This is a genomic window from Luteibacter sp. 1214, assembly GCF_031455395.1.
Classification (GTDB): Bacteria; Pseudomonadota; Gammaproteobacteria; order Xanthomonadales; family Rhodanobacteraceae; genus Luteibacter; species Luteibacter mycovicinus.
In genome coordinates this window covers 1-25,564 of the sequence record NZ_JAVDSQ010000002.1, presented here as the reverse complement: position 1 = coordinate 25,564, position 25,564 = coordinate 1, and the positions used below count along the sequence as shown (strand labels likewise).

Sequence of the window (25,564 nt, the reverse complement as noted above, 5' to 3'; positions counted from 1 at the left end):
CCCTGTCACCTCTGCATACGGCGCAGGGAGGCCATGATTTCGTAGCACGCGCCCATCGTGTGGTAGTCGGTCTTGCCGGCGGGGCTCTTTTCGTCGTCGTACTTCTCGTTGTTGCGCTTGAGAATGCGATACCACGCGCCATACGTGTGATCGACGAAGTGCTCCCAGCTGTAAGCCCAGATCTTCTCGTAAGCCTCGTCGTACTTCTTCTCACCCGTGGTCTCGAACAGGAGCTGCGCGGCACCGAGCGACTCGGCCTGCACCCAGAAATACTTGTCGTCGTCGCAGACGTCGCCCTCGGGCGAGAACCCGTAAGCGATGCCGCCGTACTCACCGTCCCAGGCCTTGGCCAGCGCCTCGTCGAACAGATGCTTCGCGGTCGGCACCAGCCACGGCTTATGCTTCGGCGTGCCCCTGGTGTAACGCTCGAGCATGAGCAGCAGCTTGGCCCATTCGGTCTGGTGGCCTGGCTGGAAACCCCAGGGACGGAACAGATGCTTGGGATTGTCGAGGTTGTATTCCCAGTCGATCGTCCAGTCGCTGTGGTAGTGCTCCCACACCAGCTTCTGGGGCGTGAGGCCTGCCTGACGCTGGGTCATGTTCTCGGCCAGCAGCAGCGCACGGTCGAGGTAGCGGTCGTCCTTCGTGGCTTCCCACGCGGCGATCATGGCCTCGGTCATGTGCATGTTCGCGTTCTGGCCGCGGTAACCGGTGAAGTTCCAGTCCTTGTCGGCTTCGTCGCGGTACAGACCGTACGTCGGCTCGAAGTAACGCTTTTCGAGCAGATCCCAGATCTCGCCCTGCCATGCCTTCGCTTCGTCGAAACCGACTTTGACGCCGCAGGAATAGGCCAGCAGCATGAAGGCCAGGCCGTAGCAGTGATTCATCTGGTCGTCGCGCTTACCGTCGGCGATGGTCCAGGCGTAACCGCCGGTTTCCGGGTTCAGATGCACCTCGCGCAGGTACTTCAACCCGTGCATGGTGAGTTCCTTGTCCTCGGGCTTTCTGAACTCGAGGTAGGCCATGGCGTGGTTGAACACGAAGCGCGTGCTGGAGACGAGGTGGCGATGAGTCTTGTCGTAGACCGAGCCATCGTCCTTGAAGTACTGGAAGAAGCCGCCCGCGGGGTCGACTTCGTTCGGCTTATAGAACGCCATGGTCTTTGCGACATGGTCGCGGAGGACATCGACGTTGTGAAAATCGGGGAGGGGGACAGTCGTCATGCGTGCTTCTCCATGAAGGCCTTCACTTCGGCCTGGTCGGGAATGGCGGTGAACGAGCCCTTGCGGGTGGCGGTAATCGCGCCGCAGGCGGCGGCGAAACGGACGAGGTCGACCAGGCGTGCTTCGTCCGCGATCAGTGCGTCGAAGCTGGCCGGTGTGACCTTTTCATGGTCGAGACGCGCGAGGAGGCCGCCGACAAACGCATCGCCGGCGGCGGTCGTGTCCACGGCTTCGACCGCATAGCCCTTCAGTTCGCCCTTTGCCTCACGGGTGAACCAGCGCATCGGTTCGCCGCCGTCGGTGACGAGCAGCAGGCGCGCCTTGCCGCGCCAGAGGCGCTCGAGCACGGCATCGTCGGAGCCGGCGCCCGCGTGGATAAACGCGAACTCCTCGGCGCTGAGCTTGATCACGTCGGCTTCGTTCAGCGTTTCCCAGAGGCGCGGCAGCGGCGCTTCATCCTTCGGCCACAAGGCGGGTCGCAGATTCATGTCGAAGCTGACCAGCGCGCCGGCGGTCCGGGCGCGACGCATGCCTTCGACCGTGGTCGCGGCGATCGCGGCTTCGGTCAGGGAATTCGAACAGACGTGAAAGATCGACACATCGTCGAAGGCCCCGACACGGAAGTGCTCGGGACGGAACAGCAGGTCCGCGGCGGGCGGACGGTAGAAACTGAAGCTACGATCGCCCTTGTCGTCATGCGCGACGAAAGCGAGTGCGGTGCGCGCCTCGTCGGTGCGGGCCACATCGTCCGTGCCGACACCGAGATCCTTGAGACTCTTGAGCAGGAAGTCGCCGAACATGTCGCGCGCGAGCATGCCGGCAAAGCGTGCCGTGGCACCAAGGAGGGCGGCGGCGACAGCGACGTTGGCGGGCGCACCGCCAGCAAAAGGAACGAAGGCGGGAGGCTGACCGGCGCCGCCCTGGGGCTGTGCGTGGAAATCGATCAGCGCCTCGCCGAAGCAGAGGATGGAAGACATGCGTACGGCCTGTCCTTTTCGGGCGAGGGATTGGAAAGACGACGGCCGGCATCGCGCCGGCCGTCGTCAGGAGCGTCAACCGGCCTTGGCGGCGACCGGGACGTTGCGGATCTTCGAGCCACTCAGACCGTAGAACACGATGTACGCGTAGCAGATCAGCGGGACGAAGAAGGCGTGCTGCAGACCGATGTGATCGGCGATCGCGCCCTGGATGACCGGGATCAGCGCGCCACCGACGATGGCCATGATCAGCAGGCTCGACGCCTTGCTGGTGAGCGGACCCATGCGCTCGATACCCAGCGAGAAGATCGTCGGGAACATGATCGAGTTGAACAGACCGATGGCGACGATGCTGTACACGGCCACGGTGCCCGTGGTCACCATCGTGGTGATGACGAGCAGGACGTTGATCGCGGCGAACACGGCCAGCAGGACGCGCGGCGAGAACTTCGCGAGCAGGGCGGAACCGATGAAGCGGCCGACCATCGCGCCGCCCCAGTAGAACGCCACGTGCGAGGCGGCGACTTCACCCGTCATGTTGCCGATTTCCGGCAGCTGCAGGTAGTTGATCATGAAGCTGCCGATCGACACTTCGCCGCCGACGTAGAAGAAGATACCGAGCACGCCGAAGAACACGTGCGGGGTCTTCAGGGCGTCCATCAGCGAGTGGTGGCTTTCGTCGGCCTTCTCGGTGGTTTCTTCCAGCTTGGGCAGGTTGAACAGGTAGACGCCGATGGCGATCACCACCAAAACCACGGCCAGGCCGATGTACGGCACCTGCACGGCACTGGCTTCGGTCGCGCGGTAGCTCACCTGCTCGGCGGCGCTGAGCTTGGCGATGTCGTCGCTGCTCTTCACGGCGTTGGACAGGATCAGCACACCGCCGAAGAACGGCGCGAGGAAGGTGCCGAATGAGTTCAGCGCCTGGGCGAGCGTAAGGCGGCTGGAGGCCGTCTTCTCGGGACCGAGCAGTGCGACGTAGGGGTTGGCGGCAACCTGCAGCACGGTGATGCCGGTGGCCAGGATGAACAGCGCGCCGAGGAAGATCGGATACACGCGCATGCCGGCGGCCGGCCAGAACAGCGCCGCGCCGATGCCGGCGATGATCAGGCCGGCGACGATACCCTTCTTGTAACCGAGGGCCGCCACCAGCTTGCCCGCGGGCAGGCCCATGATGAAGTACGCACCGAAGAACGTGAACTGGATGAGCATCGCCTGGAAGTAGTTCAGCTCGAACACACCCTTGAGGTGCGGGATCAGGATGTCGTTCAGGCAGGTCAGGAAGCCCCACATGAAGAAGATCGTGGTCATCACGCCGAGAGCGAGCGGGAAATAGGTGTAGCGGGTGTCGCCCGAATTCGCCGACGAGGGCGAAGAGGTGGGCAATGGCGTGGATCCGGTGGCCATGGGGCGCTCCAGTTGGTGGGTCAGGGAGAAGACGGCGGGCAGCTGCTTTCGCGTACGACCAGCCGTACTGGCGCGATCGTATAAGCGGTGTCCGTCTCGGGGTTGGTAAGTCTTTCAAGAATGAGCTCGGCGCTGCGCCGGCCCAGGCCACGCGGATCGACCGCGATGGTGGTCAGGGGCGGCACGCATACCGAGGCCTCGGCGACGTCATCGAAACCGGTCAGAGCGAAGTCCTCGCCCGGGCGCCGGCCGCGTTTGGTCAGGCCAAGGATAAGCCCGAGCGCGACGGCGTCGTTGTAGCAAACCGCCGCCGTAGGCGCGGGATCGCGTGCGAACAGGGCGCCGGTCTGCCGCGCGGCTTCGAGGCGAGTGGGCGCGCTCTCCACCAGCCAGCTGGGATCGACCTTGAGTCCCGCATCCTGCATGGCACCCGCGTAGCCGCGGCGGCGCTGGGCGACCGAGCTCGAATCGCGGTGGCCGCCGAAGAAAGCGATGCGCTCGTGGCCGAGCGCGATGAGGTGTTCGGTCGCCAGTCGGGCGCCGTGCTCGTTGTCCATCTCGAGCGTGTCCCAGCGATGGGCGCCCTCGTCGTCCGGAAGTTCGCGGTTGAACACCAGCAGGGGCGTGTGCATGCCGACCGCGGCCAGCACCTGTTCGCCCTCGCTGCCTTCGGCGGGCGAGAGGATGATGCCTGCCGGACCGTGTTCCACCAGCGAGTTGAGTACCGCCTGCTGGCGATCGGGGGATTCCCCCGTATTGCCGAGCAGGGTGACGTAACCCGCGCTGGCGAGGGCCTCATCGGCCCCCGCGGCGAATTCGGCGAAGAACGGGTTGCCCAGGTCGTTGATCACCAGGCCGATACTGGAGGACGTCCGGCGACGCAGATTGGCGGCGGCGCGGTTATAAACGTAGCCCTGGCGCTTGAGCTCCGCCTCGACGCGCGCACGGGTGGCGGAGTTCACCAGGGGGCTGCCGCGCAGCACCAGGGACACCGTCGCTCGCGACACGTCGCAGCCCAGCGCGATATCGGCGAGCGTGACCTTGCGGCGTTGCGGGGTGATCCTGGGCATTGTGGCTCCTTCAAACGATCTAAACCGGGCGATCATCGCGCGGTAGGGTTCGGGATGCATCACGCACTGCAACATGCGCAGCCGCGCTATCTTTGCTACGTTCGAGCTGTTTGTCACGATCCAAACGATCTGAGGGGAACCATCGATGCCGAGCTCCACCTGTCTGCGCCGCGGCCTGCTGTCCGCCGCCCTCGCCCTGGCCCTGCCGGCCCTCGCCTTCGCGGCCACCGCGGACAAACCGTCCGGTGCCTTCGAGGCCGTCGACCCCACGATCGGCACGGGTGGCGACGGTCATACGTTCCCCGGTGCGACCGTGCCTTTCGGCATGATCCAGCTCTCGCCGGACACGGCGATGCCCGATTTCAAGCACGCCTACAAATGGGCGGCCGGCTATCAGTACGGCGACTCGAGCATTCTGGGTTTTTCCCATACGCACTTCTCCGGCAGCGGCCATTCCGATCTGGGCGACGTGCTCGTCATGCCCATCGCCGGCGACGTCAAGCTGGATCCCGGTTCCCCCGACCAGCCCGGCAGCGGCTATCGCTCGCGTTTCGACCACAAGAGCGAGAAAGCCGAGGCAGGTTACTACGCCGTCACGCTGGCCGACTATGGCGTTCGTGCCGAGCTGACCGCCGGCTCACGGGTGGGCTGGCATCGGTACACGTTCCCTAAGGGCAAGCCGGCCCATCTGCTGCTCGACCTGCGTCCCAGCATCTACGACTACGACGGCAAGGTGCTGTGGTCGTCGGTTCGCGTGCGTAAGGACGGCACCGTCACCGGCGGCCGGACCACGCGGGGTTGGGCTCCCGGTCGTCAGCTGTATTTCGCGATGCGTTTCAACCAGCCGATGACGTCGCGCAGCCTGAAGAACCGCGAAGAGAACGTGCCGTACCGGGGCTTCGGTGGTCCGGGTAACCGGGCGGAAGACGCAGACGCCATGACCGGACGTGCGCTCGAGGGCGTGTTCGACTTCGGCGACCTCGGCAAGCCGCTGATCGTCAAGGTGGCCGTTTCCTCCGTCAGCGAAGACAACGCCGTGGCCAACCTCGATAAGGACGGTGAAGGTTTCGACTTCGATGCCCGCCGCGTGGAGGCCCGCCAGTCGTGGGAGAAGGTGCTGTCCACGGTGGACGTCAAGGCGCCGGCCGAGAGTCGCAGGATGTTCTATACCGCGCTGTACCACTCGATGATCTCGCCAAGCCTGTCGATGGACGTCAACGGCGAGTACCGCGGCCCGGACAACCAGGTTCACACGGCCAGGGGCTTCGATTTCTATTCGACCTGGTCGCTATGGGACGTCTATCGCGCCCAGCAGCCGCTGATCACGCTTCTGCGCCCCGACATGAGCAGCCAGTTCGTCAGTTCACTGATCGCCTCGCGCGAGTCGAGCCCCTTCGGCATCCTGCCCATCTGGGCCTACCAGGGCATGGAAACCTGGTGCATGGTCGGCTATCACGCCGTACCGGTCATTGCCGATGCGTATATGAAGGGCATCCGTGGCTACGACCCGGATAAGGCGCTCGAGGCCATGGTGGCCAGCGCCACGTACGGGCCGTATGGCGGCATCGACGACTACATGAAGCTCGGTTACGTGCCCATCGATCGGCAACCGGAGGCGGCGTCCAAGACGGTCGAATACGCGTTTGACGACTGGTCGCTGGCACGGATGGCCAAGGCCATGGGTAAGGACGATGTCGCCGCGACCTTCATGAAGCGTGCCGGCAACTGGAAGAACAGCTTCGATACGAAGACCGGCTTCCTTCGCGCCCGCAAGAGCGACGGCGGTTTCCGCGAGCCGTTTGACCCGTCGTCGGCCGCCTATGGCAGCGATTACACCGAAGGCAACGCGTGGCAGTACTCGTGGTACGTGCCGCAGGACGTCAAGGGCCTGATCGACGCGCTGGGCGGCAACGACGCCTTCGTCAGGAAGCTGGACTCGGTATTCGACGCCAAGGTCGATCCCAAGTCGTTCGCGCACGTGGAAGACATCACCGGCCTGATCGGCTGGTACGCTCACGGCAACGAGCCGAGCCATCAGGTCGCTTACCTCTACGACTACGCGGGTCAGCCCTGGAAAACCCAGGAGCGCCTCGTCCAGATCATGAAGACCCAGTACTCACCGACGCCGACCGGCCTGGTCGGCAACGACGACCTGGGGCAGATGTCGGCCTGGTACATCTTCAGCTCGCTGGGGTTCTATCCGGTGGCGCCAGGCAGCAACCAGTACGTCATCGGTCGGCCGTTCGTCGAGAAGGCCACGCTGAATCTGCCGGGTGGCAAGCACTTCACGGTCTCGGCCGACCACCTGGATGCGAAGCATCCGTACGTGGGCAAGGTCACGCTGGACGGCAAGCCGCTGGACCGGACGTTCATCCGCCACGAAGAGATCGTCGCCGGTGGCGAGCTGCACTTCAGCATGCAGGCCGAGCCGGCGAAGGATTGGGGGCAGGGTCCGGCCTCGGCGCCTTATTCCATGAGCGATGCGGCACCCTGAGACTGTAACGACTGCGCTCACGATGTCTTCACGGCTTTTTGGGCAAAAAGCAGACCTCCATAAGGACGGGTGCGCCATTCCTCATCTCTCCTGCCGGTTCCGGCAGGCAGTGAGGAATGGCGCGCCCGTCCTCGTGTTTCAGGGGTCGTGCCGTGTTCCGTCAGCGAATCAAGACATCCCGCGTCTATAATCGTGCCCTTAACAGGGCAGGTATCGTTGTGGGGATGACGGCAACATGATGGTAAGGATCGGAGCGCGCTGGCGGATCGCGGGCTTGCTCGCGGCCGTGCTGGTCATCGTCGCGCTGCCCTACGTCGTCAACCGGTCGAGTTCGGATGCCGCGCTGACCACGCGTGACTGGGTCACCCATACCGCTGAGATCAAGGCCAACGTCTACCGCGCCGATGCGATCCTGCGCGGTAGCGAAGCGGCGGCTTACAGCCTCGTCGCCGGGGCGCCGCCCGATCAGGCGCTGGAAGAACGCGTTTTGGCCACCCGCAAGCTGGTGCCCGGCCTCATCGCCGAACTGCGTACGATGATGGCCGACAATCCCGAGCAGCTCATGCGCCTGGGTGGCCTCGAGGCGACCGCGAATAGTCGCGCCTCGCTCAGTGAAAAGGCCTTGCAGCAGCTGAAGGCGGGCGACCGCGATGGCGCCTTCAAGACGATGGAAGACCTCAGGATCCTCTTCCCCATCCGGCAGACGGTGATCGATCTGCTTTCGGAGGAGTCGGCCCTGCTGGAGCAGCGTCGAGGCCAGGCGGTCGATTCGGCCACGGACAACCGCACGGTGCTGCTGATCGCGTCGCTGGCGCAGATCGCCCTGCTGGCGATCGTCGTGGTCGTCTCCGAGCGCCAGATCGCGATCCGTCTGAAAGCGGAATCCAAGGCCTCGGGCGCCGTGCATCGCTCGCAGCTGATCGTCCAGGCGGTACGCGAGCCGATCGCCATGCTGGACGCGTCGCTTCGTACGCTGCTGGTAAACAACGCGTTTGCCGAGCTGTACGGCTTCGATACCGAGAGCGACAAGAATCCGCCCCTCAACGAGATCGGTGAAGGCGCATGGAGCGATACCTCGCTGCTGCAGCGCCTGAACGACGTGGTGGCGCGCGATCGCGAGCTGTGGGATTACGAGCTGACCCAGCGCACGGTCGATGGCATCGATCGCTTCGTCGTCATCAACGCCCGTCGCATCGAAGAATCGGATAGCGATGCCCCGGCGGTACTGCTGACCGTCAGCGACATCACGGCACGCGCGCTGGTCGAGCAGAAGGTGAGCGAGCTCAATCGCCAGCTCGAAGGCAAGGTCGAGCAGGTCTCCGACGTCAACCGCGAACTGGAGGCCTTCAGCTACTCGGTATCGCACGATCTGCGCGCGCCTTTGCGTCACATCGCCGGCTTCGCCGGAAAGCTCGAGGCTCACCTGGCCGACCGGTCGGACGATCGCGTCAAGCATTACATCGACGTGATCAGCAGTTCGTCACGGCGCATGGCGCAGCTGATCGACGACCTGCTGGTGTTCTCCCGCCTCGGCCGTGGCGCGTTGCGCCTGCAACCGGTCGACATGCAGTCGCTGGTGGAGGAGGCGCGCGCACTGGTCGAAACCGAAGCGCGCGACCGTCAGATCGAATGGCGCATCGCGCCGATGCCGATCGTCGTCGGTGACGAGAATATGCTGCGCACGGTCTGGCAGAACCTGCTGGGCAACGCCGTCAAATACACGGGTAACCGCGAGCGCGCGATCATCGAGGTCACGCTGGAGCGGACGTCCGCGGGCGATTACGAATTCACCGTTCGCGACAACGGCGCCGGTTTCGACATGCAGTATGCGACCAAGTTGTTCGGCGTTTTCCAGCGCCTGCATCGTGCCTCGGAGTTCCCGGGCAACGGTATCGGCCTGGCCAATGTGCGACGCATCATCGCGCGCCATGGTGGGCGGACGTGGGCCGAGGGGGAAACCGATCGCGGCGCCACTTTCCATTTTTCATTGCCGGTATCCGACGTTCCGGGTGCCCAGACAGGTGACTCATGAATCAGCGCGACCTGCGCACGATCCTCATCGTCGAAGACTCGATGGCCGATGCCGAGATGGCCATCGATGCGCTGCGTGAGGCCAAGCTCGCCAATCCCGTGGTGCACGTCGAGGATGGCGTCGACTGCCTCGACTGGCTGCACCGCCGCGGTCCGTACGCGAATCGCCCGGAGGGCGATCCGTCGGTGATCCTGCTCGACATCAAGATGCCGCGCAAAGATGGCCTCGAAGTGTTGAAGGAGCTCCGTGCCGAGGAAAAGTGGAAGCGTCTGCCGGTGGTGATCCTCTCGTCGTCGCGCGAAGAGAGCGATCTTGCCCGCAGCTGGGATCTCGGAGTCAACGCCTACGTGCTCAAGCCCGTGGACGTACAGCAGTTCTTCACGGCCGTGCAGACCCTCGGCCACTTCTGGGCGGTGCTGAACCAGCGCCCGGAAGGCGAGTGATTCCCACCAACGAGCCGAGCGACTGACATGGGCGGGCAGGGCAAGAACAACAAGGTGCGCATCCTTCAGGTCGAGGACAATGAGTTCGATGCCGAGCTCATCCTGTCCGAACTGGAGCAGGACGGACTCGATTACGAGGTGCTCCTTGTCGACGAGGAGGCCGCGTTCATCGCCGGGCTGGATGACTTCCATCCGGACATCGTCCTTTCCGACCTGAGCCTGCCCGTTTTCAGCGGCGAGCGTGCGCTACAGCTGTTGCGCGAGCGCGACGTCGCGACTCCCTTCATCTTCATCTCGGCGACGCTGGGTGAAGAGGCGGCTATCGAGGCACTGCGCAACGGCGCGACCGACTACATCCTCAAACACAATACGGCGCGCCTCGCGTCGGCGGTGCGCCGCGCGCTGCGCGAGGGTGAAGAGAAGCGTGCCCGTGCACGTGCCGAACAGGAACTGATTCGCGCCCAGCGCTTCGAGAGCCTCGCGTTGCTGGCGGGTGGCCTGAGTCACGATCTTCGCAATCTTCTGCAGCCGCTGTTGCTTGCGGGTGACACGCTTGAGGATTACGCCGACGATCCGCGCCTCGCGCGTCTGGGTACGCTGGTTCGCGATTGCGGCCGACGCGGGCTCGAGATGGTGTCGTCGATGTTGTCGTTCGCGCGCGGCGCGCGTCGTGCGGAGCAGGTTCGCCTGGGCGCCTTGCTCGATGCGCTGAAGCTGCTGCTTCAGGGTAGCGTGCCGCGCACGGTGCAGATGAGCGTGGAGGTCTTCGATCCGGATGTGACCTTCGAGGGCAACCATACCGAGTTGCAGCAGTGCCTGCTCAATCTCAGCCTCAACGCCTTCCAGGCGATGCCCGCCGGCGGCACGCTGCGCATAGAGACGGCGCAAGCCAACCTCGCGGATGATTTCTTCCTCGAGGGTGAACAGCCGCTTCCAGGTCGTTACCTGCGCCTGTCCGTGATCGACACCGGTCTGGGCATGCCGCCGGAAGTGCTCGCGCGCCTGTTCGAGCCGTTCTTCACCACTAAGGAAAGCGGAACGGGTCTGGGCCTGCTGTCATGCAAGCGCATCGTCGCCAGCCACGGCGGCCTCATGCGCGTTCGCAGTGTTCTGGGTGAGGGCACACAGTTTCATCTTTACCTGCCGCTGAGCAGCGACGAGGAAGATTCGGCGCCGGCGTCGATCATGGACGCGTCGCTTCAGGGCGAAGCCGAGCGCGTGCTGGTCGTCGTCGAAGAGGCGGTGCAGTTGTCGCTGCTGGTCGACACGCTGGACGCTTATGGCTACCAGGCTGGCGCGAGCCAGAGTGGTACGGCGGCATTGCAGTGGATCGAAGCGCACGGTGTTCCCGACCTGGTCGTCATGGACGCGGACATGAACCTGTTCACCGGCGTGCGCACGCTGGCCGCCTTGCTCGAGCACGGTTACAGTCGCGCGGTACTGCTGCTCGCGCGCCCGGATTCACCGCCGAACCTCGACGAACTGCCCCAGCTGGATCATCTGTACGTGCTGGATAAGCCGATCCAGTCCAGGGCGTTGCTGCGCAAGGTGCGCGAGGCGCTTGAGGCGAGCGAAGCGAAATCAGGCTGATTTTTCAGAATCCTTCCATATCGCGGGCTTCTGTCGCTAAGTAACGTGGGCACCCATTAATTCTCCGGGGTGCCTGATGTACTGGGACACACACAAGAAAGCGAGAGCCATTCAGCGGAGGATGGCTTGTCGCACGCGTATCGCATGGTTCACCGCAGGATCCCTGCTGCACCTGGTGCTCGCTGTGTCGGTGCTTCTCTGGCAAACGTCGTGTGACTCTCCCCGGTGTGTCGAAGGAATCCACTTCGACATCGTGCGGGGAGCGATGGGCGTCCCGCTCTTTATCACTCCATGGCTTGGACTTCCGTCGCCGGAGCTCGAGTTCCATAGAGCCTGGCCACTTTTCGGATGGCTCGTACTCAATGCCTTGATGGCGGTGGTGTTCTATTGGGGGCTGACGCTTGCCTGCCGCCGCGGCTACGTCGCCTGGCAGGCGTGGCTCCGAACGCGCAAGAGGCCGGGACGCGCTTCGCGTCCCGGCTGATCGCCGGTCAGTCGATCCCGAGCTTCTTGAGCTTGTAGCGCAGCGCGCGGAAGGTAATGCCGAGCTTCTTTGCCGTCGCGGTCTTGTTGTAGCGCGACTCTTCGAGTGCCTTGATGATGGTGTCGCGCTCGATGTTCGAGATGAAGTCTTCGAGCGATCCGTCTGCACCGCTTGCCGCTCTTGGCGCCACGACAGCGGCCGCGCCGTTGGCTGGAACGGCCGGATCGGCGGTAGCAGGCGCTGGCACCGCCACACGCTGCGGCAACATCAGATCATCCGCCTCGATGATATCGCCTTCGCACATCGCCATCGCGCGCTCGAGGATGTTCTCGAGTTCGCGGACGTTACCGGGAAACTGGTACGCCTCCAGCGCGGCAAGCGCATCGGGCTGCAGGCGGCCCGGGGCGCCGCCGCCGGATTCTAAGGCGAGCTGCTTCAACACGAACTCGGCCAGCTTCGGCACGTCGCCGCGACGCTCGCGCAGAGGCGGCACGCGCAGTTCGATGACGTTGATGCGATAGAACAGATCCTGTCGGAACAGGCCCTGCTCGACCAGCCCCGCCAGGTTCTTGTGCGTGGCGGACAGAATGCGCACGTCGACCGGGATCTCGTCGCGTCCGCCGATGGGGCGTACCGCTTTTTCCTGGATGGCGCGCAGCAGCTTCACCTGCATGTGCAGGGGCAGCTCGGCGACTTCGTCGAGGAACAGCGTGCCGCCCTGGGCGGCCTGGAACAGGCCTTCCTTGTCGGCGTGAGCGCCCGTGAAACTGCCCTTGCGGTGACCGAAAAACTCGCTTTCCATCAGTTCGGAAGGAATGGCGCCGCAGTTAACCGGCACGAAGGCGCCGGCCGCACGCGGACCCAGTTCGTGGATCAGGCGCGCGACCAGTTCCTTGCCGACGCCCGATTCGCCACCAATGTAGACCGGTGCCTGATTGCGGGCCAGCTTGGCGATCTTGCCGCGGACTTCGACCATCACCGGCGAATCGCCGATCAGGCGATCGGCACCGGGCACGCCCCTGGCACCGGCTTCCGACTTGCGCTCCTCGGAAAGACGCAGCGCGGTTCGCACCAGACGACGCAGCAGATGGATGTCGACCGGCTTGGAGACGAAATCGAACGCGCCCGCCTTCAGCGCGTTCACCGCCGCGTCGACGTTGCCGTAGGCGGTGATCATCGCCACCGGCATGTCCGGGTGGCTGGCGGCGATCAGTTCGATGATCTCCTGGCCGCTGCCGTCGGGCAGGCGCATGTCCGTGAAGCAGAGGTCGTAGCGACGGGAGGCCAGCGCATTCCGCGCTTCGGTGACGCTGCCCACAGCGTCCACGTCGAGTTCCATTCGACCAAGGGTGATGGTCAGCAACTCGCGGATATCCCGCTCGTCGTCGATGACCAGTACGGACTGCTTGCTCATTGGATCCGAAAGGTTCGGTAATGGGGACAAATGTAACCGCCCGGGCGGCCTGCGCAAAGCGCGGCGTTCACGCGCGGGCCGCCAGGGGGACCGAGGCGGCGGTACGCGCCGGCGGCGTCAGGCTGATCCGGAAGCAGCTGCCACCCCCTGCGACCCGCACATATTCCAGCGCGGCCTGGTTGGCTTCGGTCATCTGGCGCGCCAGGTACAAACCAAGCCCGGTGCCGTATTCGTGGGTGGTGAAGAACGGCTCGAAGATCTGGGCCGCCACCTTCGGCGGGATGCCCGGGCCGCGATCGATCACCTCGAGGATGGGAATTCCGGCTTCGGAATGGCGCGCCACCAGCATCACGCGCGCCGGCTCGCCGGGCAGGCGGCCGTAGCGCAGCGCGTTCTGGACCAGGTTCCAGATGACCTGCTGCAGGTGCTGGGGGTCAGCGACGGCGGCGACCGGCTCACTGCCGGACACCGCGCGCAGGATGTCCGCGCCCAGATCGTTGCCTTGCCGGTACTCGGTCACGAAGTGATGCACCCACTGGCTCAGGTCCAGGGTTTCCGGCCGGGAGCGCTCGCGCCGTGACAGCTGGAGGATGTTCTCGATGATCTCGTTGAGGCGCGAGCAGTGGTTGTTGATGATCTCCACCATACGCAGGTCGGTGTCGTTCATGTCCGTGGATTCGGCCAGCAGCTGCGCCGAATAGTGGATCGCCGCCAACGGGTTACGGATCTCATGGGCGATCGAAGCCGACAGCCGGCCGAGCGAGCTGAGGGTGAGTTCCTCGGCGCGGCGCGACACCAGCGACGTATCGTCGAGGAAAATCAGGACGTGCGAGTCGTCATTGGGCGCCAGGCGGGAAAAGCGCGGAATCACCTCGGGGGTGCCATCGGCCAGCATGGTCGCGCTCTCGTCCAGCTTGCCGGACGTGCGCCAGTGGTACAGGCGTCGCGACAGCTCGGGCGCCAGACTCCCCAGGTCGCGCTGCTCCGCCGAAGGATTGCCCATCAGCATCCATGCCGACTCGTTGAGCTGATGGATCCGGTTGCCTTCGTCGACCAGCAGCACGCCGGTCTTCATGCGACGGATGATCAGTTCGTTGACCTGGGACAGGTTGGCCAGATCGATGCCACGTTGTTCGGCCAGGGCTTCCGACGCGCGGATGTTGCGCCCCAACACATAGCACAGCGATGCGCAGGCGAAATAGGCGGCGCCGAACAGCGCGTACTCCACCAGCTCGCGGTCCGAGCTGGCGGCGGCTTCCAGGTCGAACAGGGAATGGCCGAGCATGCCCAGGGTGGCCAGCGCGGCGAAGAACATCGACAGCCGGAAGGGCAGCAGCAGCGCGCCCGTCGCGATGTTGACGGCCAGCATCATCGCCACGCCCATGCGGACATCGTGCATCAGCACCAGGGCGAGCAAGGCGGCTGCGATATCCAGGGTCAGACCGATCGAGACGATGAGGACGGGGCGATGCAACGTGCCCCGGGTCCGGGAGACCATGATCAGGGCGGCGAAGAGGTAGGCCAGCGCGAGCACCCGGGCGAAGACGGGTTCCGGCAGCGCCGGCCAGTTCATGTGCTCCGGACGGAACGCCAGGGCGGTGTAGACCGCCGCCTGGCCCAGCCGGAAGTAGTTGAAAAAGAACAGTTCGTGGCGTGCGGTGGTCTGCACCGCACGGGAGCGGGCGGCCAAGGTCGGCGCGGGCGTGGACACGTGGGTGGTTCTCCGCCGGTGGCCCCCCAGGGCCTCGATGACCGCCAGTATAGGCGGCGGCGACCCCGGGGCAACACGCAGTTCCAGCAGCGAAAAAGGCCTTAAAGCGACGAAATGTCGCGGCGCCTCTTTCCATCCGGGGCGCCTTCCGGGAAAATACGCGGCCGTATTGCGTCATTTTGGCGCAATCGATCGATTCATCCCCCACTTCCGTGCAGGCCGCTCCCGGCCCGCATGCATTCACACGTTTCTCCCGTTCGCTCGAGGTATCGAATGAATTTCCACGAGTACCAGGCTAAAGAACTGTTCGCCAAGTACGGCATCGCCGTGCCGCCGGGCAAGGTTGCCAACTCTCCCGATGCCGCTGTCGACGCCGCCAAGCACCTTGGTGGTTCGCAGTGGATGGTCAAGGCCCAGATCCATGCCGGCGGTCGCGGCAAGGCCGGTGGCGTCAAGTTCTGCCGCAGTCTCGACGACGTGCGCGCCGCTGCCAAGGGCATGCTCGGCACGAACATGGAAACCTACCAGTCCGCCGGCCGTGCGCTGCCGGTGAACCTGGTCCTGGTCACCGACGCGACCGACATCGCGAAGGAACTGTACCTCTCGATCCTCACCGATCGTGACACCAAGTCGATCTCCTTCATCGCCTCCAAGCACGGCGGCGTGGACATCGAGCAGGTGGCCGCCGAAACCCCGGAAGACATCCACACCTTCCAGGTCGATTTCGTCGAAGGCCTGCAGCCGTACCAGTGCCGCGATCTCGGGTTCAAGATGGACCTGAATCCGAAGCAGGTCGGTCAGCTCGTCAAGATCATGCTTGGCCTGTACAAGCTGTTCAACGAGAAGGACCTGGCCCTGGTCGAGCTGAACCCGCTCGCCATTCTCGAAGACGGCAACCTCGCCGCCCTCGACGGCAAGGTCAACTCGGACGACAACGCCGAGTTCCGTCACGCCGACCTGGCCGCCATGCGCGACCTCACGCAGGAAGACGCCGCCGAAGCGGCCGCCGTCCAGCACAACCTCAACTACGTTACGATGGACGGCACGATCGGCTGCATGGTCAACGGCGCCGGTCTGGCCATGGCCACGATGGACGTGATCAAGCTGGCAGGCGGCGAGCCGGCCAACTTCCTCGACGTCGGCGGCGGCGCCACGAAGGAGCGCGTCTCCGAAGCGTTCAAGCTGATCCTGTCCTCCGACAAGGTGAAGGCCATCCTGGTCAACATCTTCGGCGGCATCGTCCGTTGCGACCTGATCGCCGAAGGCATCATCGCCGCGGTGAAGGAAGTGGGTCTGCAGATCCCGGTGATCGTGCGCCTGCAGGGCACGAACGTCGAAAAGGGTCGCGAACTCCTGGCCAACTCGGGTCTGGCGATCACGCCGGCCGACGATCTCAACGATGCGGCCCGCAAGGCCGTGGCCGCAGCGGCCTGAGGAGCGAATTCTAATGAGCGTCCTGATCAACAAGAACACCAAGGTCCTGGTCCAGGGTTTCACCGGACAGCAGGGTACCTTCCACGCCGAACAGGCGATCGACTACGGCACCAAGGTCGTCGGCGGTGTCACGCCGGGCAAGGGTGGCTCGGAGCACATCGGTCTGCCGGTCTTCAACACCGTGCGTGACGCGGTCGACCAGACCGGTGCCGACGCCTCGGTCATCTTCGTGCCGCCCCCGTTCGCGGCCGACTCGATCCTCGAAGCCATCGACGGTGGCATCAAGATCATCGTCACGATCACGGAAGGCATTCCGGTGCTCGACATGATGCGCGTGAAGAACGTGCTCAAGTCGCACCCGGACGTCGTGCTCGTCGGTCCGAACTGCCCGGGCGTCATCACCCCGGGTGAGTGCAAGATCGGCATCATGCCGGGCCACATCCACAAGCCGGGCAAGGTCGGTATCGTCTCGCGCTCGGGCACCCTCACGTACGAAGCGGTGTTCCAGACCACGAACGAAGGCCTCGGCCAGTCCACCTGCATCGGCATCGGTGGCGACCCGATCAACGGTCTGAACTTCATCGACTGCCTGAAGCTGTTCCAGGACGATCCGCAGACCGAAGGCATCATCATGGTCGGCGAAATCGGTGGCAGCGCCGAAGAAGACGCGGCTGAGTTCATCAGCCAGTACGTCAGGAAGCCGGTCGTCTCGTTCATCGCGGGCGCCTCGGCACCTCCGGGCAAGCGCATGGGCCACGCCGGTGCGATCATCTCGGGCGGCAAGGGCACGGCGGAAGCCAAGTTCGCCGCGCTCGAGAAGGCAGGCGTGACCACGGTCAAGTCGCCGGCCGATCTCGGCAAGACCCTCGCGGGTCTGATGAAGTAATAGCCGGTTCGCTTCGGCGAGCCTAAAGAGCCGCGGCTTTCGGGTCGCGGTTTTTTTATGCGCGCATTTCATCCACAGCGTGTGTGGATACCGCCTGCATAACGCTGTGCATAAGTCGGGGATGCCCAACGTGGGCAAGCGGTTAGCTCATGTTGGTCATTTCCTGATCAGTGGGCGTCAGTCGGCGACCAGCGGGCCTCGTCGGCTCCCGACGTCCGCCCCGGGGTTCTCGATGATGTACTTCCGCATGCGCCGTTGGTTCTCCGGCGTATAGGTGTAGCAGTTGCCGCGCAGGCTCAGGGATGAGGCATACATGTTGCTCTCGCACCACCAGCCTCCCGTGTAGTTGACCGCACCATGCTCGTGGTCTGCGCCGAACAGGTGGCCCAGCTCGTGAGCCACCACCCGGTAACGCCCGTTGATCGATGCCATCGCCGTGCTGCCACCCTGCCACGCAATGCCTGACGCGCCTGGCTGCGGTACCTGGGGGGTGATCAGGAGGAACTTGCGCGTATGGGTGGGCGTCATCCCCTCGCGGTCGGCCCAGGCCATGACGGTGTGGGTCCAGTCGCCCAGCGCGGCGTCGTGCATGTAAGGAATGTCGGTAACGCCGTTGACCGGCGGCAGGTAACGCACCTGGATGCGCGCGAACGGCACGACCTTGCTCATGTCGGCAAGCCACCACGCGACATAACCGGCGTGTATCCGTTCGTGCGACATGTAGTGCCGGACGTCATCGTGTACGAAGAGATGGATGTCGAGCCGAGGCGGTATCGGCGCGCTGGCGTCGCCTTCGGCAGCGAGCGCCGGCAGGGACATGGTCAGCAGGAGGGCGAAGGCCATGTTCGGGCAGGTGAGGCGGCGCGTATCAGTCATCACGATTCCGTGTGCTGGAGAGACAGGCCAGGCAGCTTAGCCTTTCGTTACGGGCTCTTCTGTCGGCGAAGCACGCCGCTGGCAAAGTGCTCACATGGATCGCTTCATTCGCTGACAGCGAGAGTCGGGGGCGATGGCGATTCATCCACAGCCTGTGTGGACAGTCGCTGCATAAGCATGTGCATAACTCCGGAAACCCGTCGCGTGACAGTCGGTTGCGTTGCGCTGCTTATTTTTTGCCCACCGCCCCGGCGACTAGAGCGCGTTTATCCACAGCGAATGTGGATACGATCTGCATAAGGGTGTGGATAACCGACGATTCGTCTTTCCCACCATCGACTTGCGTTTCGCTGGTCAATGAGTGACCACCTGGCGCCCTAGAGCACCGGCAGATTCCAGGCGCCACGAAGCCGCGCGTATTCGCCTCGCGGCAGCAGCACGAACACGGGTTTCTTCTTCGGGTCGAGCCACGCGAGCAGTCCTTCCATGGCTTCGTCGGTCATCGCCGTGCATCCGGCGGTCGGCGATGTCGGTGACTTCCACAGGTGCGCGAAGATGCAGCTGCCCGCGCCCTTGCGTCCCCCGGCGTTGTGCTCGATGACGAAACCGATGCGATAGGCGTGGTCGCCGTTGAAGTGCAGGTCGCGCCGCATGGCCTCCGTGGCCCCGTCGACCGCGCTATGGCCTACCTTGTTTTCATCGACCAGCTGGTTGTAATACGGCGAGCCGTCGACATCGACGCAATAGTCGGACGCCGTGAGCCCCCGGTAGGGGAGCGCCGTGCCGTTTCGTTCCGCGTAACCGAAAGCTTCGCCGATCCGGAATATCCCCGCCGGGCTGCGCCCGTCGCCTTCGACCTTCGTTGGGCCGTCGGTCTGCGGCGGATGCAGTCCCATGCCCCATGCGCTGCCACCTTTGCCGATCGTGACCGGTACCGGCGACCCGACCGCCCGCCAGCCACTTTCTTCGCGTTCGAAACGGCGCAGCATGCCCTGCGTGGCGTCCCAGTTCTCCGTGGTGACCACGATCATTTGCCGCGATACCGACCAGGCCACGGGCGCCTCGAACGCGATGGCGAGCCCCATGATCGAAAGAAGAAGCGATACAAGCAGAAAGCGAGGGAGGCGACGCATGCGGATCACCATTCAGAGAGGCTCGAGGCCGCGAACCGAGCGAATGCCCAGGCCCGGAAGAGGCGGTATGGAAAGGTGCGACTCATCGAAGTCGACGCCGCCGTCCACCGGATTGAACGTGCACAGCGAGGGTCCATCCAGGTCGATCTTCGTGATGACGTTGGATCTTGCAACGGCCACATGAACGGCCGCCGCCACGCTGATGCTGCTTTCGAGCATGCAGCCGATCATGCATTCCATACCGTGCATGGTGGCGATATCCGCCATTCGCAGTGCACCGGAGATGCCGCCCGTCTTCATCAGCTTGATGTTGACGATGTCGGCGGCGCGCAGGCGGATGAGTTCGAGCAGATCCTTCGGGCCGAAGGCACTCTCATCCGCCATGATCGGCGTATCGACGTGGCGCGTGACGTGTCGCAGGCCTTCGAGGTCGTGCGCTTTCACAGGTTGTTCGACCAGCTCCATGCGCACGCCCGCGTCTTCAAGCTGGCGAATCGCGCGCACCGCTTCCGCGGCGCTCCAGCCCTGGTTGGCGTCGAGACGCAAGAGCGCCGATTCGCCGACGGCGGTATGAATGGCCCGCACCCGGACGATATCGTCGTCGATCTTCTTGCCGATCTTGATCTTGAGCGAGGTGTAGCCACGGGCGATGGCGCTCAGTGCATCGGCGACCATCGTGTCGACGTCGTTCACGCTGATGGTCAGGTCGGTGGATAGCTGTGGATGACCGCCACCGAGCAGCTGGTAAAGCGGTGCACCGTGGTATTGCGCCCAGAGATCGTAAATGGCGATCTCCGCGGCTGCCTTGGCGCTCGTATTTTTTTCCAATGCGCTCTGAATGAGGCCGACGACGCGGTTGAGATCGACGATGTCCTCGCCGATGAGACGCGGCGCGATATGCCGACGTACGGCTGCGATGATCGACGTATGCGTCTCGCCGGTGATCGCCGCCGTCGGAGGCGCCTCGCCGTAGCCAATGTGGCCATCGTCCGTATGGACCGTCACGACGATGTCCTCCACGCTGTCCACCTCGCGAAGCGCCGTACGGAACGGTGTGCGTAGCGGAACGCGAAGCATGGACAGACGGATCTCAACGATCTTCATGGCACGGCCTCAGCGGATGCGGACGATGCTGGTCATGCGATCGACGAAGCTGGTGTCCTTGTCGAACATCAGCGGCAGCAGTGGGGTGACCGATACTTCGTTGAGTTTGATGCGACGCAGGCTCGTGGTGCCATCACGGAGGCTGATGCCGCCGACGTCGTGAATCACGTACGGCTGGCCGTCGACCTTACCGATCACCATCATCACGTGGCCAGGAATGTAGACGAGGTCACCGACCTCAAGCGCCATCGCCGCGGCGACGCGGGCATCGTGACCGTCCTTCGACGTGTATGCCGTGTGCGAAAGACCCGGGCTCGACGCCTGGTCGCCCGTGTTGCGCGGCATCTGCACGCCCATGCTGCGATAAACGTCGGAGACGAATCCGCTGCAGTCGCGGCCGTTGAAATCATGCCCCCAGCCGTAGCGCTCGCCGAGAAATCGAAACGCCTGGCGAATCACGTTGGCGCGGGTGAGCGGAAGATAGTCGGCCTCGGAGGGCTGATTGCGCTGGAGCAGCGCGGGCCGGAAGGACAGAGCGCCTTGTGCGTCGCGCACCGGCAAGCTGAGCACCCATGAAGTATACGGATGCTGTCCGTTGACCGGTTGGCCTGGCGACAGCGACGTGTCCAGCGGGATGCGCGTGCCCATGTCCAGCTGCAGCTCCGAGAGCGCGGGTGCCTCGGGCGTGAACACGGTGTGCGGTGCGGCGCCGGTGATGACGCGGAAGGGTGTGGCGTCGGCATGGGCAAATACCTGCGCCGCCGTCCCATAGGCGATCGCCTCGGCCGGTGTCCATGCCGCGTAGCGTGCGCTGACCGCGAACACCCAGCGACCATCGGCACTGCTGTGCACGACGACGACCGGGTCGCCGGGGAAAAGCGCGCTTTCCTGGAATCGATCGATGTCGGTATCGACGGGCTGCGTGAACACGCGCGCATCGGTGGCATGGCTGCGTAGCGGTGCGCGACGCACGGCCATGCCATAGCGCGGTGTCACTTCCGAAGGAATGGCGTTCGTCGCATCGTTGGCGAGTATCGAATCGATGGCGGTCGCCGGCAGTGGCTGACCTTTCGCGTCGAACAACGCACGGGCCGGGCGCTGAGAGACCTTGTCGATCCAGACCATGACCTGGTCGCGCGTCAGCGACGGTGGCAGGTGGCGGATGTCGTGCATCGAGGGATCGAGGCGCCGCAGCTTATCGTTCAGCGCCGCGATGGATGGCGCGTCGAGGACGACGCGATCCGCGTCCGGCAGCCGTGCGACCCACCAGTCTGGCGAGAGCTGGGCATCCGTCACGCCGGGGATGCCCGTGTCGACGATCGGTGGTGGGCTCGCCAGCGACGCCATCCCCGGAAATCCGGCGAGGAGGGCGGCGAACAGCAGGCGATGGCGAAACAGGGGCATGCGGGGATCCCGGTCAGATAGCGAGTCTGGACAGCACGGCCGCGACGACGAGGCCGAAGCCGGTACCAAGGATATAACCCAGCAGCGCCAGCAGGATGCCGACCGGTACCAGCGAGCGCGAATACGTCGCGGCCAGAACCGGTGTGGCCGCCACGCCGCCGATATGTGCCAGTGAGGAGATGCCGCAAAGATACAGGTCGAAGTGGAACACGCGCGCCGCCGCGCACAGGAGCACGGCATGCAACGCGATCACCGTGACCCCGCACAACAGGTAGATCGGCGCGGCGGCGATACCGGCGAAGCTGCTTTGGGAGGCGAGCACGGCGACGACGGAAATCAGCAGGGCGCTCGACACGGCTTGTGCGCCGGGCAAGCGTGCCAGTGGCGTATGCGCGACGATCAGACCGGCGACCGTCGCGACGAGAATGGTCCATGTGGTCGCGGAGACCATGCTGCCCACGGGGAGTAGCGCGGCCACGCCCGGGGCCAGTGCCGCCACCAGCAGCGCGAAGCCCAGCCAAAGCAGCACGCCGTCCATGGTCGCCGGCGCACGCGGTGCGGTTTCGGTCACGATGAGGTCGGCACTGGAGGTCGCACGTGTCCAGCGGTTAAACGCCGGTGCCAGGCGTGCAACGGAGAACAGCACCACCACCCACATCGAATAGCAGAGCGCATCGGTGAGCAGCGCGGTCGCCAGTGAGGTGTCCGACATGCCGATGGCCTGCTTCACCGCGATGAGGTTGGCCGTTCCGCCCACCCAGCTGCCCGAAAGAGACGCCAGCGGTTTCCAGCCATCGCCCGGCAGCCAGTGACGGAACAGCAGGAAGGCCACGATAAAGGCGATAAACAGGCTGATCGAGGTGCAGACGAACACGCCGAGCACCCGCGGACCCAGGCGGAAGATCGCGCGCAGATCGCAGCCGATCATCAGAAGAAAGAGCAGGGCGGGAACCAGGTGCCCCACGATGACCGACTGGGCGGCGTGGATGCCGGGCGATGCCGACCAGAGTCCGGCGACCGACAGGGCGGTGACGCTGAGGTAGGTCAGCACGATGGGCGGGAGGACCTCGAACACCTTCCAGCCGAACCGTCGCTCGATCGCCGGCCAGAAGCCCGCGACGAGCAGCATGACGGCCAGATAGGGCCAAACCGATTCGATCATGCGTTTCTCCGCAGGCGACGGGGCATGATGTCAGCAAATGCGACTCGATGGGCATGGCAAGATGGGCACATGACGATCCGGCCCTGGCCCCTCCTGCTGCTGTCGCTGGTGCTCACCTGCGGTCGCTCCGTCGCGACCGACACGCCGCACCTGTCCGCGGCGCGTACGCCCGCCGACGCGGGGCTGACGGATATCCGCACGATGGCGCCGGATATCGCGGAAGACATGAAGTACGCGGCCCCGGACAATTTCACCGGCGCCACGGTGCCGGGCTATCTCGCGCCGGCCTGCCTGCTGCGCACCGGCGCAGCGCGGGCCCTTGCTCAGGTGGAGAGCGATCTGCGCCCGCAGGGCTACCGGCTGCGCCTGTGGGACTGCTATCGCCCGGCGCGCGCCGTGGCGGCCTTCGTCCGCTGGGCGGGCGATGTGTCGGATACCCGCACGAGGGCATCGCATTATCCCGCCCTGCGCAAGGACCAGCTGTTGGGCGAGTACATCGCTCCGGTGTCAGGTCATAGCAAGGGCGCGACGGTCGACCTCACCCTGATGCGGTGCGAGGGCGTCCATTGCACGCCGCTCGACATGGGCACGGACTTCGACTTCTTCGATCCGCTGGCGCATACGGACGATCCGCGCGTCACACCGCTTCAGCACGAGAACCGCCAGCGCCTGCTGAAGGCCATGGCGGCGCGCGGGTTCGTCAATTACCCGCAGGAGTGGTGGCATTTCACCCTCTCCGGCGCGGCCGATGGCGACACGATCTACGACGTACCGGTGCAATGAGCCCGCGTCGGCGCGACGGTGGCTTATCATAGGCAGTCCCCGCGACCGCACGGATTCCCGATGTCCACCTTTCGCTTCGCCCTGGCCCAGTTCGATTTCCCCGTCGGTGCCACCGCCGACAACGCGCGACGGGTCAAGGCGCTGGCCGATGAAGCGCGCGATCGCCTCGGCGCGTCGCTGATCGCCTTCCCCGAGCTGACGCTGTCCGGCTACCCGCCCGAGGACCTGCTGCAGCGTCCCAGTTTCCTCGAAGCCTGCCATCGCGAACTGCATGCCCTGCTGCCGGCCATCACGGGTATTTCGGCGGTCGTCGGCTACCCGGATGCGCAGGGCGAGGTTTACAACGCGGCGTCGCTCATTCGCGAAGGCACCCTGGAGTGGACGTACCACAAGCAGGCGCTGCCCAATTACACCGTGTTCGACGAGAAGCGCTATTTCCAGCATGGCGACGCTACGCGGGTGTTCGCGATCGAGGGTGTGCAGGTCGGCATGCTGATCTGCGAGGACATCTGGGAATCGGACCCCGCCAGCCGCCTCGCCGGCGCTGGCGCGGAGCTGATCCTCGTGATCAACGCGTCGCCGTGGGACAAGCGCCAGGCCGCGACCCGGGAGGCACTGCTGCGCGACCGCGCCCGCGAGACCGGGCTGCCGATCGCCTACGTAAACCTCGTCGGTGGTCAGGACGACCTGCTGTTCGACGGCCATTCGCTGCTGGTGCAGGCCGATGGCGAGATCGCGGCGCGCGCTCCCTCCTTCGAGGAAATGCTGCTGACGGTGGAGTTCGATACCGCCACGCGTCGCCTCACGGCCGTGGACTGGCCGGCGCCGGATACCCGCTCGCCGGAGGCGCTGATGTATGACGGTATCGTCCGCGGTATCCGCGACTATATCGGCAAGAACCATTTTTCCGGTGTGTTGCTGGGTCTGTCGGGCGGTATCGATTCCGCCCTGACGCTCGCGATGGCGGTCGATGCGCTGGGCAAGGACAAGGTCACGGCCATCATGATGCCGACCGAATACACCTCGGACCTGTCCCTGCGGGAAGCCAAGGCCCAGGCCGAGCACATGGGCGTCGAGTACCACGTGCTACCCATCGAAGGCATCTACGAGGCCTTTACCGGCGCCCTGGCGCCGGTGTTCGAGGGTCGCAAACCCGACATCACGGAAGAAAACCTGCAATCGCGAACCCGCGGCGTGCTGCTGATGGCGATGTCGAACAAGACCGGCAAGCTCCTGCTGTCCACGGGCAACAAGAGCGAGATGGCGGTGGGCTACGCCACGCTGTACGGCGACATGTGCGGCGCCTACGCGCCCCTGAAGGACGTCTACAAGACCGTGGTCTACGCGCTTTCGCGGTGGCGCTCGGCGATCGACGGAGCCATTCCGGCGGCTGTGATCGAGCGTCCGCCGTCGGCGGAACTGCGCCATGAGCAGACCGATCAGGATTCCCTGCCGCCGTACGATGAACTCGATGCGATTCTCGAGCACTTCATCGAGGGCGAGGCTTCGGCGGAAGACATCATCGCCGCCGGCCACGACGACGCCACGGTGCGTCGCGTGATCCGCATGGTCTTCATCAACGAGTTCAAGCGCCGTCAGGCGGCTCCGGGGCCGCGCGTCACGACCAAGGCTTTCGGACGCGAGCGGCGGTATCCGATTACTTCGGGGTGGCGGTGAGTCACTTACAGCTAAGAGCTAAGAGCTAAGAGCTGAATGCTCGGCTGGCGCCATCGCGTTCGGCTTTGTCGCGGTGTGTCGTGTCGCGTTGGAGAGCCGGCGGGGGTGACCCTCGAGGCCACGCCTTCGGCGACCCCTCAAGGAAGGGCCGCTACCGCGGCCGTATATCAATGGCCTTCGGCCGGGTCGGGCTTCGCCTGGGGGTTTTCGAGTCGGCTGTCCCTGCCTCCCCGAAAACGGCCGGTCATCCCTGACCGGCC

At 64.8% G+C, this 25,564-nt stretch carries 19 protein-coding genes; 8 read left to right on the top strand and 11 right to left on the bottom strand.

From position 1 onward, the window contains the following. Positions 1-5 precede the first annotated feature (5 nt). From J2X57_RS04755 to J2X57_RS04740, 4 genes are all read right to left on the bottom strand, one after another. Positions 6-1,223: an AGE family epimerase/isomerase gene (locus J2X57_RS04755; RefSeq protein ID WP_309864451.1), complete on the bottom strand. Its 1,218-nt coding sequence runs from the start codon at positions 1,221-1,223 to the stop codon at positions 6-8. Then, positions 1,220-2,200 carry a carbohydrate kinase gene (locus J2X57_RS04750; protein ID WP_309864449.1) on the bottom strand — a complete coding sequence of 327 codons (981 nt, stop codon included), beginning with the start codon at positions 2,198-2,200 and terminating at the stop codon, positions 1,220-1,222. The genes J2X57_RS04755 and J2X57_RS04750 overlap by 4 nt, the downstream gene beginning before the upstream one ends. A gap of 75 nt (positions 2,201-2,275) precedes the next feature. Next, the gene (gene fucP / locus J2X57_RS04745; RefSeq protein ID WP_239709178.1) at positions 2,276-3,511 is read right to left on the bottom strand and encodes an L-fucose:H+ symporter permease; all 1,236 of its coding nucleotides are present in this window, start codon (positions 3,509-3,511) and stop codon (positions 2,276-2,278) included. Between the two features lie 116 nt (positions 3,512-3,627). Continuing rightward, the gene (locus J2X57_RS04740) at positions 3,628-4,677 is read right to left on the bottom strand and encodes a LacI family DNA-binding transcriptional regulator (RefSeq protein ID WP_036110551.1); all 1,050 of its coding nucleotides are present in this window, start codon (positions 4,675-4,677) and stop codon (positions 3,628-3,630) included. Between the two features lie 145 nt (positions 4,678-4,822). Between J2X57_RS04740 and J2X57_RS04735 the strand changes: the two genes are divergently transcribed. The 4 genes from J2X57_RS04735 (at position 4,823) to J2X57_RS04720 (ending at position 11,236) form a co-directional block, all read left to right on the top strand. Continuing rightward, complete coding sequence (locus J2X57_RS04735) at positions 4,823-7,171, top strand: GH92 family glycosyl hydrolase (RefSeq protein ID WP_309864444.1); 2,349 nt, start codon at positions 4,823-4,825, stop codon at positions 7,169-7,171. Positions 7,172-7,406: 235 nt separating this feature from the next. Further along, the gene (locus J2X57_RS04730) at positions 7,407-9,203 is read left to right on the top strand and encodes an ATP-binding protein (protein WP_309864442.1); all 1,797 of its coding nucleotides are present in this window, start codon (positions 7,407-7,409) and stop codon (positions 9,201-9,203) included. After that, on the top strand, positions 9,200-9,646 hold the full coding sequence (locus J2X57_RS04725) for a response regulator (protein WP_036110558.1): 447 nt from the start codon (positions 9,200-9,202) through the stop codon (positions 9,644-9,646). The genes J2X57_RS04730 and J2X57_RS04725 overlap by 4 nt, the downstream gene beginning before the upstream one ends. 27 nt (positions 9,647-9,673) lie before the next feature. Further along, positions 9,674-11,236 carry a hybrid sensor histidine kinase/response regulator gene (locus tag J2X57_RS04720; RefSeq protein WP_043695714.1) on the top strand — a complete coding sequence of 521 codons (1,563 nt, stop codon included), beginning with the start codon at positions 9,674-9,676 and terminating at the stop codon, positions 11,234-11,236. A 491-nt stretch (positions 11,237-11,727) separates the two neighbouring features. On the opposite strand, the gene J2X57_RS04715 is transcribed toward J2X57_RS04720, so the two are convergent. Both J2X57_RS04715 and J2X57_RS04710 read right to left on the bottom strand, forming a co-directional pair. Then, positions 11,728-13,134 (bottom strand): sigma-54 dependent transcriptional regulator, encoded by a 1,407-nt coding sequence (locus J2X57_RS04715; protein ID WP_309864435.1) that lies wholly within the window; start codon positions 13,132-13,134, stop codon positions 11,728-11,730. Between the two features lie 67 nt (positions 13,135-13,201). Then, the gene (locus J2X57_RS04710; RefSeq protein ID WP_308847376.1) at positions 13,202-14,845 is read right to left on the bottom strand and encodes an ATP-binding protein; all 1,644 of its coding nucleotides are present in this window, start codon (positions 14,843-14,845) and stop codon (positions 13,202-13,204) included. Positions 14,846-15,118: 273 nt separating this feature from the next. Here J2X57_RS04710 and sucC point away from each other — a divergent pair, with 273 nt between their 5' ends. Continuing rightward, the gene (gene sucC / locus J2X57_RS04705; protein ID WP_036110570.1) at positions 15,119-16,279 is read left to right on the top strand and encodes an ADP-forming succinate--CoA ligase subunit beta; all 1,161 of its coding nucleotides are present in this window, start codon (positions 15,119-15,121) and stop codon (positions 16,277-16,279) included. 13 nt (positions 16,280-16,292) lie between these two features. Then, positions 16,293-17,165 (top strand): succinate--CoA ligase subunit alpha, encoded by an 873-nt coding sequence (gene sucD / locus J2X57_RS04700; protein ID WP_043695705.1) that lies wholly within the window; start codon positions 16,293-16,295, stop codon positions 17,163-17,165. A gap of 177 nt (positions 17,166-17,342) precedes the next feature. On the opposite strand, the gene J2X57_RS04695 is transcribed toward sucD, so the two are convergent. The 5 genes from J2X57_RS04695 to J2X57_RS04675 all read right to left on the bottom strand — a co-directional run bounded on the left by J2X57_RS04695 (position 17,343) and on the right by J2X57_RS04675 (position 22,844). Further along, a complete protein-coding gene (locus J2X57_RS04695) occupies positions 17,343-18,041 on the bottom strand; it encodes a reprolysin-like metallopeptidase (protein WP_051943323.1) in 699 nt (232 codons plus the stop codon). Between the two features lie 377 nt (positions 18,042-18,418). Continuing rightward, a complete protein-coding gene (locus tag J2X57_RS04690) occupies positions 18,419-19,174 on the bottom strand; it encodes a L,D-transpeptidase family protein (protein WP_309864423.1) in 756 nt (251 codons plus the stop codon). A gap of 12 nt (positions 19,175-19,186) precedes the next feature. Next, positions 19,187-20,278 carry a dipeptide epimerase gene (locus J2X57_RS04685; protein WP_309864420.1) on the bottom strand — a complete coding sequence of 364 codons (1,092 nt, stop codon included), beginning with the start codon at positions 20,276-20,278 and terminating at the stop codon, positions 19,187-19,189. 9 nt (positions 20,279-20,287) lie between these two features. Further along, positions 20,288-21,682 carry an SH3 domain-containing protein gene (locus J2X57_RS04680; protein ID WP_309864418.1) on the bottom strand — a complete coding sequence of 465 codons (1,395 nt, stop codon included), beginning with the start codon at positions 21,680-21,682 and terminating at the stop codon, positions 20,288-20,290. Between the two features lie 13 nt (positions 21,683-21,695). Then, positions 21,696-22,844, bottom strand: coding sequence for a DUF819 family protein (locus tag J2X57_RS04675; RefSeq protein WP_309864416.1), 1,149 nt, complete (start codon positions 22,842-22,844; stop codon positions 21,696-21,698). Positions 22,845-22,913: 69 nt separating this feature from the next. Here J2X57_RS04675 and J2X57_RS04670 point away from each other — a divergent pair, with 69 nt between their 5' ends. Together J2X57_RS04670 and J2X57_RS04665 are read left to right on the top strand one after the other, a co-directional pair. Beyond that, entirely contained in the window at positions 22,914-23,627 is a 714-nt protein-coding gene (locus tag J2X57_RS04670; RefSeq protein ID WP_309864414.1) for a M15 family metallopeptidase, read from the top strand. A 60-nt stretch (positions 23,628-23,687) separates the two neighbouring features. Next, on the top strand, positions 23,688-25,304 hold the full coding sequence (locus J2X57_RS04665; protein ID WP_309864411.1) for an NAD+ synthase: 1,617 nt from the start codon (positions 23,688-23,690) through the stop codon (positions 25,302-25,304). Positions 25,305-25,564 lie beyond the last annotated feature (260 nt).